Source organism: Ruegeria sp. C9, assembly GCF_056537585.1.
This window is the reverse complement of record NZ_JBQFRU010000007.1, coordinates 179,938-195,037: the sequence shown is the minus strand read 5'-3', so window position 1 is coordinate 195,037 and position 15,100 is coordinate 179,938. Positions and strand designations below refer to the sequence as shown.

Sequence of the window (15,100 nt, the reverse complement as noted above, 5' to 3'; positions counted from 1 at the left end):
AGCGCCTTGTGTCAAATCTCTGCGCAGCTTAGAACGCCGCGCAGGCAAGGCCAAGCAGATCGGAGCGTTTCATGAATATCCTCATTCTCGGCAGCGGTGGACGCGAGCACAGTCTGGCTTGGGCGGTGATGCAAAACCCCAAATGTGATCGCCTGATTGTGGCGCCGGGGAATGCCGGGATCGCGCAGATCGCAGAGTGCGCGGCGTTGGACATTGAGAATGGCGGTGCTGTGGTCAACTTTGCCGAGGAAAACGCGATTGATTTCGTGATCGTTGGCCCCGAAGCGCCTTTGGCTGCAGGGGTTGCTGACCGGCTGCGCGAAGCGGGTGTGCTGGTTTTCGGGCCCTCGGCAGAAGCGGCGCGGTTGGAGGCCTCAAAAAGTTTCACCAAGGAAATCTGTGACGCATCCGGCGCGCCGACGGCGGCTTATGCCCGGTTCGCCGAGGCTGAGCCCGCCAAGGAATACATCCGTGCGCAGGGGACCCCGATCGTGGTCAAGGCCGATGGGCTGGCTGCCGGGAAGGGCGTGATCGTTGCGATGGACGAGCAAACCGCCCTGGACGCGATTGACGACATGTTCGGCGGAGCTTTTGGTGGCGCGGGGGCCGAAGTGGTGATCGAGGAGTTCATGGAGGGCGAGGAGGCGTCTCTGTTCGTGCTCTGTGACGGAGAGGATATCCTGTCGATCGGCACAGCGCAGGATCACAAGCGCGTCGGCGAGGGCGATACCGGGCTGAACACAGGGGGTATGGGCGCCTATTCTCCGGCCCCGGTGCTGAGCGCCGAGATCGAGGCCCTTGCGATGGATCAGATCGTGCGCCCGACGGTGGCCGAGATGAAGCGGCGCGGGACACCGTTTCAGGGTGTGCTCTACGCCGGTTTGATGATCAAGGATGGTCAGCCCAGGTTGGTGGAGTACAACGTGCGGTTCGGAGATCCCGAATGTCAGGTACTGATGATGCGCCTTGGCGCTCAGGCCATGGACCTGATGCACGCGGCGGCCGAGGGTCGCTTGGCTGAGACGCGGGTGAACTGGGCCGACGATCACGCCATCACGGTCGTGATGGCGGCAAAGGGGTATCCTGGTTCTTATGAAAAAGGCACTGTGATCAACGGCCTGGGCGATCTGGCCGAGGATAGTAGCAACATGGTATTCCACGCGGGGACAAAAGCGGCTGAAGGCAAGGTTCAGGCTTCGGGCGGACGCGTTCTGAATGTGACTGCGCGTGGGGAAACGCTGAAAGACGCACGCGACCGGGCGTATGACATGGTTGAAGGTGTTGATTGGCCTGAAGGGTTCTTCCGTCGCGACATCGGCTGGCGCGCGCTTTAACTCAGTAGTCGGGCTGCGCCCGTCTTGAATATTTGTGAGCGAGGGGCCAGCCCCTCGCGCTCCCCAAGAGATTTATGGCCAGATGAAGATCGGATCAGCACTTTAGTGCGTTGGCCAGATCTTTGAGACTGTTGAGTGGTCCGAGGTCTTTTTGTCGCCAGCCTTTGCTGTACGAGACGCCTATGATCCGCGACCAGTCGGCGCTGGCGAGGATCAGCTCAGGGTGCGTTTCGCATTGGCGCAGACCGCCTGAAATAAAATCTTCTCCGATCCTGTGATTGGTAAGGCCAGGGATTGTCGAGATTTCAATGAGTTCACCGTCTTTGTAACGCCAGATGCGCAGAGTTTTGGCTAGGTGCGGGCGGTCGACATAGGCGATCTCGACATGTCCATCACCATCCAGATCGGCGGCACCGATGGGGGCGAGCCAGCGGTTGCGTGTGCCGATATGGGGGGTGGCGACGATTTTTTGACCATTTATGTCATAGATCGCCAGTTGAGCACCCGTATGCTGCTGGGTCTCTACAACGATGATTTCTGGCAACCCGTCCTGATCGATATCGGCCAGGCGTGGGGCAAGATCTTCGAATACGCGGTCTTCGGGCAGACGTACAGTAACGGTCGAGCGTTTGGAGCTATCGGCTTTTCGCTGTGCCGCCGAGGAAAGACTTGTTCCGACGTCGATTTCCAAAGCACCGTATTCGACGGCGTCGCCAAGCACCCCATGGGCGTAGCGTGTTGTTGGTTCCGTGAAGCGAGCAGATACTTTGGTTTCGCCGCTGGCTGCGGGCATATTCCCCGTTAGCCAAATGCAAACCATCAGAACAGCGCCGCGCGCCCGACGGTGCCAAAGGCGGTTGGGCTGACGCGGCGCATCAGAGTGCATCAGATCTGCTTTTCGGGCATCTGCACAACCAGACCATCCAGCGCGTCGGTGACCTTGATCTGGCAGGTCAGGCGCGAGCGGGTCGGGTCGGGTTCATAGGCGAAGTCCAGCATGTCTTCTTCCATGTCGTCCTTGGCGGGGATTCTCTCGACCCAATCTGCGTGGATATAGACGTGGCAGGTCGAGCAGGCGCAGGCGCCACCGCAATCGGCCTCGATGCCGGGAATATTGTTGTCACGGGCCCCCTCCATGACTGTCAGTCCGTTGGCGACCTCGACTGTATGTTCGGTACCGCCATGCTCGACATAGGTGATCTTTGCCATTGCGTGCGTCTTCCTTTTTCGGTTGTCGAATTCTTCCTTAGTGAAGCGAGTTAAGTGTTTCTAGAGGGAATTGCGACTTGAACGGTCGCGCATGAATGTTCTTATCAACAATATTGTGATTGAGCCTGCGCCGATGTCAGAGGCTTTGATCGATCTCGTGGACCATGTGCAGGTGCACACCTATTCCATATTCGTCGTCCAATACGGGCACGCGCGTTTCAATTTCGACGTTAAATCCAATATGCTCATAAAAACTAACGGCTTCATTGTTGGCGGCTACGTCAAGGCATATCTGATTGCACTCGCCAGCCAAAGCTCGTTTTGTTGCTACTTCAAAGAGTTGGCCGGCAATACCAGTGCCCTGCATATCTGGACTCACGGCGAATTCGAGAATGTAGTAGGAGTTTTGACGCGGGGCAGGAAATAACCGATCCATCCAATGCAAGGCAGATTTTAGATGAAGCGCTTCATCTTCGCCAAGAGCATTAGCCTGATTATCCACGGAAAAATCGAAATTCGCAGAATACTCTTCGTCTGTATGCCCAATAAGGAGACCCGCAACCTTGTCGTGTTGCATGGCCGTAAAGGCATGTTTGTATGAATACAAACCCTGTTGCGCAGTCCATTCCGTTCCGATGATCTTGTGCAAGACATCCATTTTACCAAACATGTAGCCGTTTAGTTTTGGATCTGTGCTCCAAAGAAGATCGGCGAGAGTCTCGGGCGGAACAGATTTAGAAGCCGATTGTACTATCGCAGTCAAAAGTCACTCCTGATTCTAGCATCCAGAAAATATGACTTGCGATCCAAACATACCCCCTGCTTACCGTTTAAACAAAACGCCCTGTGATTTCTGGTCCCGATGATCTCCCCGCAGGTCTGCGTGCAACGCGCGGCCTGCTATAACCGCAGGACGAGCGCTCATCATGTCCAGCCAGCGGGTGAAATGCGGTTTGTCCTCAAGCACCTGTTGCTGGCCTTCCCATAGGCTGGCCCAGCCCCAGATCGACATGTCGGCGATGGAGTAGAAATCGCCGGCGACGTATTCGTTTTCGGCCAGCCTGCGGTCGAGTACGCCGTAGAGACGCCCGACCTCACTGCGATAGCGGTCTTTCGGATAGGGATGGTCTTGTGGCGGGTCCAGATGTGGGGCGTATTTAAGGAAGTGATGCGCTTGGCCGGCCATCGGGCCTACGCCGCCCATTTGCCACATCAGCCATTCCTCGACTGCGATCCTGTCACGTTCGGTATTGCCGTAGAACCGCCCGGTCTTGCGGGCGAGGTACATCAGGATCGCGCCGCTTTCGAAGACCGAAACAGGCGCGCCGTCAGGGCCGTCCGGGTCGACGATGGCGGGCATACGGTTGTTAGGCGAGATCTTTAGAAACTCGGGATCGAACTGGTCGCCCTTGCCGATGTTGATCAGGTGGGTTTTGCAGGGCAGCTCCATCTCTTCCAGAGCGATGGACACTTTCCAGCCGTTGGGCGTGGGCCAGAAATAGAGTTCAATCATGGGGCCTCCTTGAGTTTGGGCGATCATGAAGCTTTCTGCACAAACGGCAAGAGCGCGCCCGGCCGTGTTACGAAAGCGTGACCGGTGATCAGTCGGGCTTGACGTGTTCCGGGGCGGGGCGTAAACGCATCTTCATTCATGTGGCGATTTGTTACCGGATTGCGGGCCACGTTAAACAACACCGCTAAAAGGTCAGGATGAAAGACCCCTTTCGCTTGGCCGCGTCTGGGGTTTTTTGTTTGCCTCCAATGCGGGGCTGAAAGGAATGAGATGAGCGAGAGCTGGAACAAACGCACCCAAGCCGTCCATGGCGGCATCCGTCGCAGTCAGTACAATGAGGTTTCTGAGTCGATCTTTCTGACGCAGGGGTTTGTCTACGATACCGCCGAGCAGGCCGAGGCCCGGTTTATCGAAAGCGGCCCGGATGAGTTCATCTATGCCCGCTACGGCAACCCCACCGTGTCGATGTTCGAGCAGCGTATCGCAGCTTTGGAAGGCGGCGAGGATGCGTTTGCCACCGCTTCAGGTATGGCCGCTGTGAACGGTGCGCTGACTTCGATGCTGCAGGCGGGCGACCATGTGGTTTCAGCCAAGGCGCTTTTTGGGTCCTGTTTGTATATCCTCGAAAACATCCTGACGCGTTATGGCGTTGAGGTGACCTTTGTAGACGGCACCGATCTGGACGCGTGGGAGGCCGCGATCCGGCCTGACACCAAGGCAGTGTTTTTTGAATCCATGTCGAACCCGACGCTTGAAGTGATCGACATCACGTCCGTGTCGAGGCTGGCCCATGCGGTGGGTGCGGTTGTAATCGTGGACAACGTGTTCTCGACACCCGTGTTCTCGCGCGCGATCGAACAGGGAGCCGACGTGGTGGTCTATTCGGCGACCAAGCATATCGACGGGCAGGGCCGGGCGCTGGGCGGCGTGATCATCGGCACCAAGGAATTCATCCGTGGCACGGTCGAGCCTTACATGAAGCACACCGGCGGTGCGCTTAGCCCGTTCAGCGCTTGGATCATGGTCAAAGGTCTTGAAACCATGGCCCTGCGCGTAAACGCCCAAGCCGACAGCGCGCAGAAGATTGCAGAAGCTTTAGAAGGGCATTCTGCACTGGAGCGGACACTGTATCCCGGGCTGAGAACCCATGCGCAAAACGCGTTGGTGCAAGAGCAGCTGGGCGGCAAGGGCGGCACGGTTCTATCGCTGGACATCAAGGGCGGCAAAGCGGCGGCGTTTGCTTTCCTGAATGCGCTGACGATCCCTGTGATCTCGAATAATTTAGGCGATGCCAAGTCGATCGCAACGCACCCGGCCACCACAACGCACCAGCGTCTGAGCGACGAACAACGCGATGAGTTGGGTATCACGCCGGGCCTGATCCGACTTTCGGTTGGGCTTGAGGATGCCGGTGATTTGCTTGCGGATATCCAGCGCGCGCTAGACGTATCTCAGGGCTAGTGATGCGCCGGGAATGCATCATCAGGCGGATGTGATCCGCCTGATCCGGCGCATTTGGTTGTAAAATGACGATTTCTTGCCTCGAATTTCGATCCGGACTGCTATTCCGCGCGTATCGTTCAGGACTGGTAATTAAACCTCGGTGGTATATAACCGTCGGCCTAGCAAGGGATCCGTGCCAATGAACATTCATCCGCGCGACATCAACGAGACACCCGATCACGATCAGGCCGCAGCAGCGCTCAAGGTGCTGCGCGAATGGGCGAAATCAGCCTCGGCGGCCGAGATCAGTCAACTTGACCCGGCAATTGCGCAGCTTGTCCCGGGGCTGTTGCCGTCAAACTATCCGGCCCTGTCGCGCGAATATCCCCACGAGTTCGAGGCGGATGCAGCCTATAAGGCCACATTGCCGGATCTGCAAAACGGTCCGTCCAGCCTGATCCGGGGTTCGAAGCAGCAGATCCAGCATGTCGGCATCTCGAATTTCCGCCTGCCGATCCGGTTCCATCGCAAAAGTGGTGCCGAGCTGACACTTGAGACCTCGGTCACCGGGTCTGTCAGCCTTGAGGCCGAGAAGAAGGGCATCAACATGTCTCGGATCATGCGGTCCTTCTACAAGCACGCCGAGCGCACCTTTAGTTTTGAGGTGATGGAGGCAGCGCTGAACGACTATCTGACTGATCTGGATAGTTTGGATGCGCGCATACAGATGCGGTTTTCCTATCCCGATCGGATTGAGAGCCTGCGTTCGGGCTTGTCCGGATACCAGTATTACGACATCGCGCTGGAACTGGTTGATCAAGGCGGAGAACGTCTGAAGATTATGCATCTGGACTATGTCTATTCGTCCACATGCCCCTGTTCATTGGAACTGAGCGAACACGCGCGCGCAACCCGCGGGCAGCTGGCGACGCCGCATTCCCAGCGCTCGGTGGCGCGGATTTCGGTGGTTATCGATTGCAACGCCAATTGTCTGTGGTTCGAAGATCTGATCGCGCTGTGCCGCCGCGCGGTGCCAACCGAAACTCAGGTGATGGTCAAGCGCGAAGATGAACAGGCCTTTGCCGAACTGAACGCTGCCAATCCCATATTCGTGGAAGATGCCGCGCGTCTGTTCTGCGCCGAGCTGCAGGCCGATCATCATGTCGGCGATTTCCGTGTGATCGCCAGCCATCAGGAAAGCCTGCACAGCCATGATGCGGTCTCGATTCTGACCGAAGGTCCAACCTTCGAATCCGCGAGCCTGGACCCGCGTTTGTTCACGACGCTGTTTCATGTGGGCTGATTGACCCCGCGGAAGCTGCTGGAAAAACAGTCAAAAATCCTGCATGGGCGCTTTTTTGCCGCAATGCAGCAGGAAATGCTGCATCTGCACCCTGAATTGCGCTAGATTGTCCCCGAGTGCAGCTGCTGCGCATCCGTAAAAACCGGGTCGCGCAGCCCGAAAGGAAACCGGGACGTGCAACGCCTTGGACCGCCAACCTGCAAATCCGCCCGGACGATTGGGGCGGGCGGGGTCCTTTACTCATCTACCCGCTGCCTCGGTTTTATCAGGAGAGACATGCAATGAATCCGATTACTCAACCACTTGAGTTTCAGGCAGCCGCCATCCGGATGGCCGGTTACGCAATGGCCAGTCAGATGGAGATCATGCAGATCATGACCCGCGCGGCTTTTGATCTGCCGATGACACCTCTGCACGGACTGAAGACAGCCGAGGCACCCGCACCGGTTGCCCGCGAAGTGGCGACACCAGCAACGCGAAAGCCAGCCAGACCGGCTGCAAAAGCCAAGGTTGCAGTAAAGCCTAAAGAGGCGCCGAAACCCAAAGCAGCACCAAAGCCGAAGGCGGCGGCTAAGCCTGCGGTGGCACCTGCGCCGAAAGCGGCGGCTCCTAAGGTTGCGGCCCCTGCACCCAAGGCGGCCCCGGTAGCCAAACCGGCTGTGAAAGCAGCACCGGCGAAGGCCAAAGTACCTGCAAAACCCGCCTCGAAAGCGGCCAAGCCAGTATCAACGGCGGCCAAGCCGGTTGCGGAGTTCAAATCTTCCGCACAGGCCAAGGCACGACCGGCAGCCACAGCGCCAAAAGCATCGGCAAACACGGCAAAAGCTGCGACCAAGGCACCTGCGGTGGCTAAGCCCGCCCCAGCCAAGCCCGCCCCGGCAAAAGCTGCGCCTCTGGCCACAGCGGCTCCGAAACCTGCCGCTGCAAAACCTGCGACGAAGAAACCCGCAGCTGCGTCGGCTGAGCAGGCCAAACCGGCACCGCGTCGTGCACGCGCCCCGTCGAAGCCACCCGCGATGCCGGGCGTTGAGATAAAATCCGACAGTTAACACGGATCATCTGCTTGACACCGTCGAGCTGGCGCGCCAACGCTGCCCGTCATGATGGATCTTCGCCCGGTCGGATATGTGATTGGCCTGCTGGTCGCCATTCTAGGGGCGACCATGCTGCTGCCCATGCTTGTCGACATGATCGAGGGGCGGGGCGAGTGGCATGTTTTCTTTGAAAGCGCGGTCATCACACTGCTGACCGGCAGTGTTCTTGCGATGAGTTGTTCCAACGGGGTGGGCGAAGGTCTGACCATCCGTCAGACCTTTTTGCTGACCTCGGGTGTCTGGGTGGCGTTGCCGGTTTTTGGCGCAATTCCGTTTCTGTTCGGCGAAACTGAACTGCGTTTCGTCGATGCCTATTTCGAGGCGATGTCGGGGCTGACCACCACAGGTTCAACCGTGATCTCGGGGCTCGACGAATTGCCACAGGGCTTGTTGCTCTGGCGGGGCGTTTTGCAATGGTTGGGGGGCATCGGAATCATCGTCGTGGCGATGGTGTTCCTACCCGAGCTGCGCGTTGGTGGGATGCAGATCTTCCGCTCGGAAGGGTTTGAAACCATGGGGAAAATTCTGCCCCGCGCGCAAGAGATCGCCGGGCAGATTTCCTTGATCTACGTATTTCTGACGGTGGTCTGCGCATTGGTCTATGCCGGTTTCGGCATGAGCTTTTTTGACGCCGTCGTACATGCCATGACCACAATCGCGACGGGCGGGTTTTCAAACTATGACAGTTCTTTCGCCCGGTTTTCGGGACCTCTGGAATATGCCGCTGCCATCTTCATGATCCTCGCGGCGCTGCCATTTGTGCGGTATGTGCAATTGGCCAATGGTCACACAAGCTCGTTGTGGAAAGACAGCCAGATTCGGGCGTTTCTGGCAACCATCGTGGTTCTGGTTGTGATTATGTCGATCTTCCTGACTTCGGTCTTTCCGCACCATTGGGAGCAGGCGTTCCGCGAGTCGCTGTTCAACATCACATCGATCATTTCGGGCACCGGGTACGCGAGTGTCGACTATATGGGCTGGGGCAGTTTTCCGGTCATGTTGTTCTTCCTGATCGGATTGATTGGCGGTTGCGCGGGGTCCACCGCGTGTTCGATCAAGGTGTTCCGCTATCAATTGCTGTTTGCGTCGATTAAAACCCAGCTCAGCCGAATTCGTTCGCCGCATGGTGTGTTCGTGCCGCGCTATGATGGACGACCGATCAGTCGCGACGTGCTGACCTCGGTCATGAGTTTCTTCATGTTCTTTGCACTATCGATGGGGGTTCTGTCGTGGGCGCTGGCCCTGACTGGGTTGGACTTTATCACCTCGGTATCGGGGGCCGCGACGGCACTGGCTAATGTGGGGCCGGGACTGGGGGAACAGATCGGGCCAGCAGGCAACTTTGCGGGGCTGAATGACGGTGCCAAGTGGCTGCTGACGATTGGGATGCTGGTCGGACGCCTTGAACTGCTGGCTGTCTACGCAATCTTTACCGTTCAATTCTGGAGAGGCTAATGAAACGACCCCTTGGGGCGCAGATCTCGCACATGCTTAAGGATCGTGGCGTTGACGTGATCTTTGGCATACCGGGCGTGCATAATCAGGAGATGTATCGCGGTATCGAAGAGGCCGGGATCACGCATGTTCTGGCCCGGCACGAGCAGGGGGCCGGTTTCATGGCCGATGGATATGCCCGCGCGTCTGGCAAGCCAGGGGTGGCCTATGTGATCACCGGACCGGGCCTGTGCAACATCATGACGCCGATGGGGCAGGCTTATTCGGATTCAGTGCCGATGCTGGTGTTGTCTTCTTGCCTTGAAGAGACACAAGCGCTGCGTGGCCAATTGCATCAGATGAAGGATCAGCGCGCTGCGGCCGAGACAGTTACAGACTGGTCCTGTCAGGCGAACAATGCCCAGGCTGCCTATGGTCTGATCGAGCGCGCCTTCGAAGAGTTTGAGCTGTCGCGCCCGCGACCGAAACACATTCAGGTACCCATCGCGCAATTGGAGGCCGAGGCAGCGCCTGCGCCTTTTCCAAACCAGCCTGCCTTGCGCAACCAGACTGTTCCACCGGATGTGGCACCGGTTCTGTCGCTGCTGAATATCGCGCAGCGGCCTTTGTTCATATTAGGCGGCGGGTGCCGGTCTAACCTTTGGCGACAGATCCTGACCCAGTTGGGGGCGGCGTGCTTCACGACGTATGCCGGTCGCGGGCTGGCCGGGTCCGATTATCCGCTGGATTTCGGATCGATGCTGCCACGACCGGGCAGCGCCAAAGTAATTGCCTCGGCTGATCTTGTCGTTGTTGTCGGTGCTGAACTGGGCGAGGTTGATCTGTGGCGCCATGATCTGGGCCACAACGCAACTATGGTGCGTGTTGATCTGGACCCGCAAGTGCTGTCAGACCACCATCGTGCGGCTGTCAAACTGCAGGCAGATGGTGAGAGTTTTGCGCATGCGCTGTGGGCAGTGTCCGATCAGGTAAAACCAGCCGCTGGTTGGTCTGCGGACGAGGTGCGCGAGGCGCGCGCGCGCTGGCGGGCCGAGGTAGATGCCGAGCGCCCGGGCATTATCCCTGTGGTCGATGCACTCAGGGCGGCCATGCCCTTGGATACGATGATTTATTCGGACATGACCCAATTCGCGTATGTCGCGAAAGAAGTCTGGGACATGGGCTTTCCTTATCATTGGCACCACCCGACTGGATTTGGCACGCTGGGTTACGCCCTGCCAGCCGGGATCGGTGGTGCAGTAGCACGGCGGGGCAAACCCACAGCGGTCATCGCGGGTGACTATGGTTTTCACTACACAATGCAAGAGCTTGGGGTTGCTGTCGAACTCGGCCTGCCGCTACCCATCATTCTGTGGGACAATGGTAAACTCAAAGAGATTGAAGAGAGCATGGTGCGCGGACAGATCGCGCCCAATGCGGTGATCGCGCGAAACCCGGATTTCTGCAAACTGGCCGAGGCGTTCGGGGCGCTGTCAGCTGCACCGAAGACGCTGGATGAGATGCAGGCCGCAGTGCGCGCCGCCTTTCAGGCCGAGGTTCCCACATTGATACGGGTCACACCGGATATCCTGTAAACCTATGAAAAAAGGCGTGCACCTTCGTGCAGCGCCTTTTCCCTGAACCTGATTGTTCAGTCCCAGCAGTGCACCAGAACGGTCATTCCGTTGGCTCTGCGGCTGAGTTCGTTTGGTGAAATCTGGGCTGAGCCTTGCGCGGGCTGACCTGAGATGCCCGCCTTGGTCAGAACCTCGGTCAGACGTGCCACATTCGCCGCAAGGCTGACCGAGTCGGGCAGGGTACGCCCATCGGAAGGGGCAGGTAGCAACATGCCAACAACGCTGCCGCTATCGTCAAAGACAGGTCCTCCCGCGTCGCCGGGCTGGGCGGACAGTGCAAGGCGTTTGACGCCATCTTCTCCATTCAGGCCGCGGATATCAGCGATTTCGCCAAAGGTCAGAGTAGGGGCACCCAATGCGCCTTCGTAAGAAAAGCCCGAAACAGCGACCTGAGACTGAATACGCGGAACGCCCGCGCGGAACTCGGCAACACTGATCGGGGCAAGGGTCTGGCTAGGACGCAGCACAGCGACACCAAGGTCGGCATCTTGCCAAGCCAGTTGAACCTCTTGGTCACCGTCCAGCGTGATGCGGGTGCAGCTTTCAGCGGCCTCGGTGACCGTCAGAACCGTACCATCAGCGTCGGCGAAGAAGCCCGATCGCGATAGCCGCGGTTTGCGGATTTGCAGTCCTGACATCAAATCGATGCGCTGGTCAGCATCCGCTCCGGCACCGGCATCCAGTACGGCATCGGTCGTGGCAAAGCTTACGCGCATCGCGGCCAGAACTCGGGCGCGGCGAGCCTCATCCCCGGCAGGCCAGACCAGCGTGAAACCTTTGATCTTGCCGTCTTTCAGAGCTGCTTGCGTGAACGAGGTCATGCCATTTCCGCGTCCTTCAATCGTGAAGCTGTTGCCGCGCAGGCTGCGCTCACCGTCCAGAGGAACGATTTCAAGCGACTGCATCACTTGATAGAGCGCCCGCAGGGTTGCGGCAGAGCCTTCCTGCGAGATCAGCAGCGCCTTGGCGTCCAGATCAGAAGTGGGGTTGAAATGGGCAAAGGGTGCCTCGTAACGGTCAAAGCCCAAGACGCCTATTGGCATGTCCAGTTCGATCCCGGCTTGCGGGTCGGAATAGCGTGCCATCCCGACGCTGATCAGTGGAGCGTTGTAGTCATCCATCAGGGTTTTGCGCTGCAGCGTGGTCAGAACGCCAGTCGCGTCGAACCCGTTGGAACGTTGCCAATCGCCCATCGAGCGGCGGGTGCCCTGACCAAAGGCTCCGTCAATTGTTGAATTGTAGAACCCGGCTGCCTGCAACGCGGTTTGCAGGTCTCTGCGCTCTTGCGCGGTCAAAAGGCGTTCGCCCTGCAGAGCCTGCGAACGGGTTTCATCTGCGTCCTGCAGGGTAAGACCGGCCAAGGGCTGCTCTGGTTGCGGCTCGGGCTGGATCGGGGCGGTGACGACGCCGCGGTTCAGGATGTTGGCACCGAAGGGCCAGAACTGTTGCCCCAGCGCGCTGGAGAAGGCGATGAAACTGTCCGATGGGATCTGACGCTCGGCCCTGTAAACGCGCAGCACCTGTTCGGCGTCGTCGCGTAAATAGGGCCCGATAACAATGGCATACCAGCCAGAATTCAGCCGAAACCCGTTCACATCGGGCAGCGCGTTCGCATAGACCTGCGCCCGTTCCTGCGCCTCGCGCAGCGACGGCTGCGCCTCGATCTGAACAAAGACGCCCGCATCTTGCTGGGCAAAAGCGGCGCGCAGGCCGAAGAGGATAAAGAATGTAATAACCGTAAATACGCGTGTCATTGTCTGCCCGTGTTCTGCAGTGTTTTCACTTTGGCGCAGATTACGCGGAATCGCGGTCCGATTGCCATGCCCGGAATACGGGGAATTCTGTGTGTGGCCGCTCAGCGACAGAGTGGCCGATTGGCCCGTTGACGCCCTTGGATGCCTTGCATAGGAAGGGCCGAACCCACCGGAACCGGGCGCTTGGGCGTCCAAGGGAATTGTCATGACCGAACCCAATAGCGCACCACGTTCATTTCAAGAGATTATCCTAAGGCTTCAGTCCTATTGGGCGTCGAAAGGTTGTGCGATCCTACAGCCCTATGACATGGAGGTCGGCGCAGGTACGTTCCATCCAGCAACCACGTTGCGCGCTTTGGGGTCCAAGGCTTGGTCAGCGGCCTACGTTCAGCCCTCGCGTCGCCCGACAGACGGACGTTATGGCGAAAACCCGAACCGGTTGCAGCATTACTATCAATACCAGGTGCTGATCAAACCCAGCCCGCCGGATCTGCAAGAGCTGTATCTGGGCAGCCTTGAGGCCATCGGCATCGACATGGATCTGCACGACATCCGCTTTGTCGAGGATGACTGGGAAAGCCCCACTCTGGGTGCGTGGGGGCTGGGCTGGGAGGTCTGGTGCGACGGCATGGAAGTCAGCCAGTTCACCTATTTCCAGCAGGTCGGCGGCCATGACTGTGCGCCGGTTTCGGGTGAGCTGACCTATGGTCTGGAACGTCTGGCCATGTATGTGCTGGGCATCGACCATGTGATGGACATGCCCTTCAACGATCCTCAGTCGCCCAGCCCGCTGACCTATGGCGACATCTTCAAGCAGACCGAAGAGGAATACGCCCGCTGGAACTTCGATATTGCCAATACCGAGGTCCTGCTGCGTCATTTCGAAGAGGCTGAAACCGAATGCGCGACCATTCTGGCGCAGGAACATGACGACCCGAAGACGGGCAAGCGCATCATCATGGCGCATCCCGCATATGATCAGTGCATCAAGGCCAGCCACATCTTCAACTTGCTGGACGCCCGCGGGGTGATTTCGGTTACCGAAAGACAGGCCTATATCGGCCGCGTTCGCGCATTGGCCAAGCAATGCGCCGATGCGTTCGTGCAGACCGAGGCTGCCGGGTTCGAAGTTTGATGCAGCGCCTAGGCCAGTCCGGGCAACAACGCCTTCAGGCCGTCTGCGATCATGCTGATTGCGATAGCCGCAAGGATCATGCCCATGAAGCGGCTCATTATCACTCGGGCATTGTCCGACAGCCGCTTAGCCAACGCCGATGCGTTCCAGAACGTGATCAAAAGCAAGGCCACCACGAACAGAAATACACCTGCATAGACAACGGCTTCGACCGGGGTTTTGATGTGGTGCGCATAAAGGATCAGTGTTGTGATTGTTCCGGGGCCGACCAGAATGGGAAAAGCCAAGGGATAGAACGCAACGGTCTCGGGCGCGGGATAGGATTTCTTTTCTCCGTCGGTTCCGTGATGCGAGCTGCTCTCGTTCCCGTTCAGCATGTTCAGGCCGATCATCAGTACAACGAGGCCACCGGCGACGCGCAGGTCATCGACGCTGATGCCAAAGAGCCCAAGCGCTTGACTGCCGATCGCAGCGAAGGCGCCACCGAGGATCGTGCAATAAAGCGCAGTCTTCACAGCCACTTTGCGTTGATCCGAAATGGGCAGGTCTTGCGTAACACTCAGGAACACAGGCAAGTTGGTAATCGGATTCATGATTGCAAAAAGCGCGCCAAAGAATCCGACGGCAAGAGTGGTTTCCATGCGAGTAGCCTCGTTTCTGACCGTACTGCTTGGGAACCTGTCTTATTTTCTATGAACTTGAAAGAGGTGGCGTAAACGATGACTGGAAAATTGGTTGCGCTAATCCTTCTGATTTCTGGAGTTCTGGCCGGTGCTGGCATGTATTACCTGCAGGTTTATGGGTTCTATTATGAGGTAGAACCGCGCCCGGGCCAGGATGTGGTCCTGCTGGCGCAAGGGGCGGAAGCGCCCGAAGCCATCGCCTATACTGGGTTTAAGGCCATTGACGCCGACAGTTCTCCGATCCGGTATCGGGCCTGTTTCGAAACCGAGTTGAGGCCGGATCAAATGGTGGATTTTACCCCTGTCGAGAACCCCGAGCCATTGACCGCGCCAGGGTGGTTTGACTGCTACGACGCAGTTGCGCTGGCCGACGTATTGAAATCGGGTCAAGCACAGGCTTTCTTGGGCACCAAGAACATCCATTATGGTGTCGACCGGATCGTTGCCATTACACAGGATGGTAAAGGCTACGTCTGGCATGCGCTGAACAATTGCGGTGAAAAGGCCTATGACGGCACGGTTGTGGGCGAGGAGTGCCCACCCAGGCCCGAGGGCTGATGC

14 protein-coding genes and 1 riboswitch are annotated in these 15,100 nt (G+C 58.2%); of the genes, 8 read left to right on the top strand and 6 right to left on the bottom strand.

The features are described 5' to 3' along the window. The first annotated feature begins 71 nt into the window (after positions 1-71). Positions 72-1,334 carry a phosphoribosylamine--glycine ligase gene (gene purD, locus ACR0NE_RS18620; protein WP_170596022.1) on the top strand — a complete coding sequence of 421 codons (1,263 nt, stop codon included), beginning with the start codon at positions 72-74 and terminating at the stop codon, positions 1,332-1,334. 94 nt (positions 1,335-1,428) lie between these two features. Here purD and ACR0NE_RS18615 read toward each other — a convergent pair whose 3' ends face one another. The 4 genes from ACR0NE_RS18615 to ACR0NE_RS18600 form a co-directional block, all read right to left on the bottom strand. Next, complete coding sequence (locus tag ACR0NE_RS18615) at positions 1,429-2,127, bottom strand: FG-GAP repeat domain-containing protein (RefSeq protein ID WP_480459410.1); 699 nt, start codon at positions 2,125-2,127, stop codon at positions 1,429-1,431. Positions 2,128-2,219: 92 nt separating this feature from the next. Continuing rightward, a complete protein-coding gene (locus ACR0NE_RS18610; RefSeq protein ID WP_170596018.1) occupies positions 2,220-2,543 on the bottom strand; it encodes a 2Fe-2S iron-sulfur cluster-binding protein in 324 nt (107 codons plus the stop codon). Between the two features lie 136 nt (positions 2,544-2,679). Then, positions 2,680-3,306 (bottom strand): GNAT family N-acetyltransferase, encoded by a 627-nt coding sequence (locus ACR0NE_RS18605; protein WP_170596016.1) that lies wholly within the window; start codon positions 3,304-3,306, stop codon positions 2,680-2,682. Positions 3,307-3,366: 60 nt separating this feature from the next. Then, positions 3,367-4,056, bottom strand: a complete 690-nt coding sequence (locus tag ACR0NE_RS18600) for a glutathione S-transferase N-terminal domain-containing protein (protein WP_170596014.1) — start codon at positions 4,054-4,056, stop codon at positions 3,367-3,369. Positions 4,057-4,186: 130 nt separating this feature from the next. After that, positions 4,187-4,264, top strand: a riboswitch (SAM riboswitch). 62 nt (positions 4,265-4,326) lie between these two features. Here ACR0NE_RS18600 and metZ point away from each other — a divergent pair. The 5 genes from metZ (at position 4,327) to ACR0NE_RS18575 (ending at position 10,925) form a co-directional block, all read left to right on the top strand. Further along, complete coding sequence (metZ, locus tag ACR0NE_RS18595) at positions 4,327-5,517, top strand: O-succinylhomoserine sulfhydrylase (RefSeq protein WP_170596012.1); 1,191 nt, start codon at positions 4,327-4,329, stop codon at positions 5,515-5,517. Positions 5,518-5,698: 181 nt separating this feature from the next. Further along, complete coding sequence (folE2, locus tag ACR0NE_RS18590) at positions 5,699-6,802, top strand: GTP cyclohydrolase FolE2 (RefSeq protein WP_170510606.1); 1,104 nt, start codon at positions 5,699-5,701, stop codon at positions 6,800-6,802. A 281-nt stretch (positions 6,803-7,083) separates the two neighbouring features. Further along, a complete protein-coding gene (locus tag ACR0NE_RS18585; protein WP_170510603.1) occupies positions 7,084-7,851 on the top strand; it encodes a hypothetical protein in 768 nt (255 codons plus the stop codon). Between the two features lie 51 nt (positions 7,852-7,902). Beyond that, positions 7,903-9,351: a TrkH family potassium uptake protein gene (locus ACR0NE_RS18580; protein WP_170393516.1), complete on the top strand. Its 1,449-nt coding sequence runs from the start codon at positions 7,903-7,905 to the stop codon at positions 9,349-9,351. Continuing rightward, positions 9,351-10,925 carry a thiamine pyrophosphate-binding protein gene (locus ACR0NE_RS18575; protein WP_170596010.1) on the top strand — a complete coding sequence of 525 codons (1,575 nt, stop codon included), beginning with the start codon at positions 9,351-9,353 and terminating at the stop codon, positions 10,923-10,925. The genes ACR0NE_RS18580 and ACR0NE_RS18575 overlap by 1 nt, the downstream gene beginning before the upstream one ends. 56 nt (positions 10,926-10,981) lie before the next feature. On the opposite strand, the gene ACR0NE_RS18570 is transcribed toward ACR0NE_RS18575, so the two are convergent. Next, a complete protein-coding gene (locus ACR0NE_RS18570) occupies positions 10,982-12,721 on the bottom strand; it encodes a serine protease (RefSeq protein ID WP_170596127.1) in 1,740 nt (579 codons plus the stop codon). Between the two features lie 205 nt (positions 12,722-12,926). Here ACR0NE_RS18570 and ACR0NE_RS18565 point away from each other — a divergent pair, with 205 nt between their 5' ends. Beyond that, positions 12,927-13,856 (top strand): glycine--tRNA ligase subunit alpha, encoded by a 930-nt coding sequence (locus ACR0NE_RS18565; RefSeq protein WP_170596008.1) that lies wholly within the window; start codon positions 12,927-12,929, stop codon positions 13,854-13,856. Positions 13,857-13,864: 8 nt separating this feature from the next. Here ACR0NE_RS18565 and ACR0NE_RS18560 read toward each other — a convergent pair whose 3' ends face one another. Next, complete coding sequence (locus ACR0NE_RS18560) at positions 13,865-14,497, bottom strand: MarC family protein (protein WP_170404988.1); 633 nt, start codon at positions 14,495-14,497, stop codon at positions 13,865-13,867. Positions 14,498-14,575: 78 nt separating this feature from the next. On the opposite strand from ACR0NE_RS18560, the gene ACR0NE_RS18555 reads away from it, so the two are divergent. Next, on the top strand, positions 14,576-15,097 hold the full coding sequence (locus tag ACR0NE_RS18555; protein WP_170465487.1) for a DUF6446 family protein: 522 nt from the start codon (positions 14,576-14,578) through the stop codon (positions 15,095-15,097). The last annotated feature ends 3 nt before the right edge of the window (positions 15,098-15,100 follow it).

Excerpts from the sequence above, each read along its gene's own strand:
- purD (WP_170596022.1), top strand. The coding sequence starts at position 72 with ATGAATATCCTCATTCTCGGCAGCGGTGGACGCGAGCACAGTCTGGCT.
- ACR0NE_RS18615 (WP_480459410.1), bottom strand. The coding sequence starts at position 2,127 with ATGCCCGCAGCCAGCGGCGAAACCAAAGTATCTGCTCGCTTCACGGAA.
- ACR0NE_RS18610 (WP_170596018.1), bottom strand. The coding sequence starts at position 2,543 with ATGGCAAAGATCACCTATGTCGAGCATGGCGGTACCGAACATACAGTC.
- ACR0NE_RS18600 (WP_170596014.1), bottom strand. The coding sequence starts at position 4,056 with ATGATTGAACTCTATTTCTGGCCCACGCCCAACGGCTGGAAAGTGTCC.
- metZ (WP_170596012.1), top strand. The coding sequence starts at position 4,327 with ATGAGCGAGAGCTGGAACAAACGCACCCAAGCCGTCCATGGCGGCATC.
- folE2 (WP_170510606.1), top strand. The coding sequence starts at position 5,699 with ATGAACATTCATCCGCGCGACATCAACGAGACACCCGATCACGATCAG.
- ACR0NE_RS18585 (WP_170510603.1), top strand. The coding sequence starts at position 7,084 with ATGAATCCGATTACTCAACCACTTGAGTTTCAGGCAGCCGCCATCCGG.
- ACR0NE_RS18580 (WP_170393516.1), top strand. The coding sequence starts at position 7,903 with ATGATGGATCTTCGCCCGGTCGGATATGTGATTGGCCTGCTGGTCGCC.
- ACR0NE_RS18575 (WP_170596010.1), top strand. The coding sequence starts at position 9,351 with ATGAAACGACCCCTTGGGGCGCAGATCTCGCACATGCTTAAGGATCGT.
- ACR0NE_RS18570 (WP_170596127.1), bottom strand. The coding sequence starts at position 12,721 with ATGACACGCGTATTTACGGTTATTACATTCTTTATCCTCTTCGGCCTG.
- ACR0NE_RS18565 (WP_170596008.1), top strand. The coding sequence starts at position 12,927 with ATGACCGAACCCAATAGCGCACCACGTTCATTTCAAGAGATTATCCTA.
- ACR0NE_RS18560 (WP_170404988.1), bottom strand. The coding sequence starts at position 14,497 with ATGGAAACCACTCTTGCCGTCGGATTCTTTGGCGCGCTTTTTGCAATC.
- ACR0NE_RS18555 (WP_170465487.1), top strand. The coding sequence starts at position 14,576 with ATGACTGGAAAATTGGTTGCGCTAATCCTTCTGATTTCTGGAGTTCTG.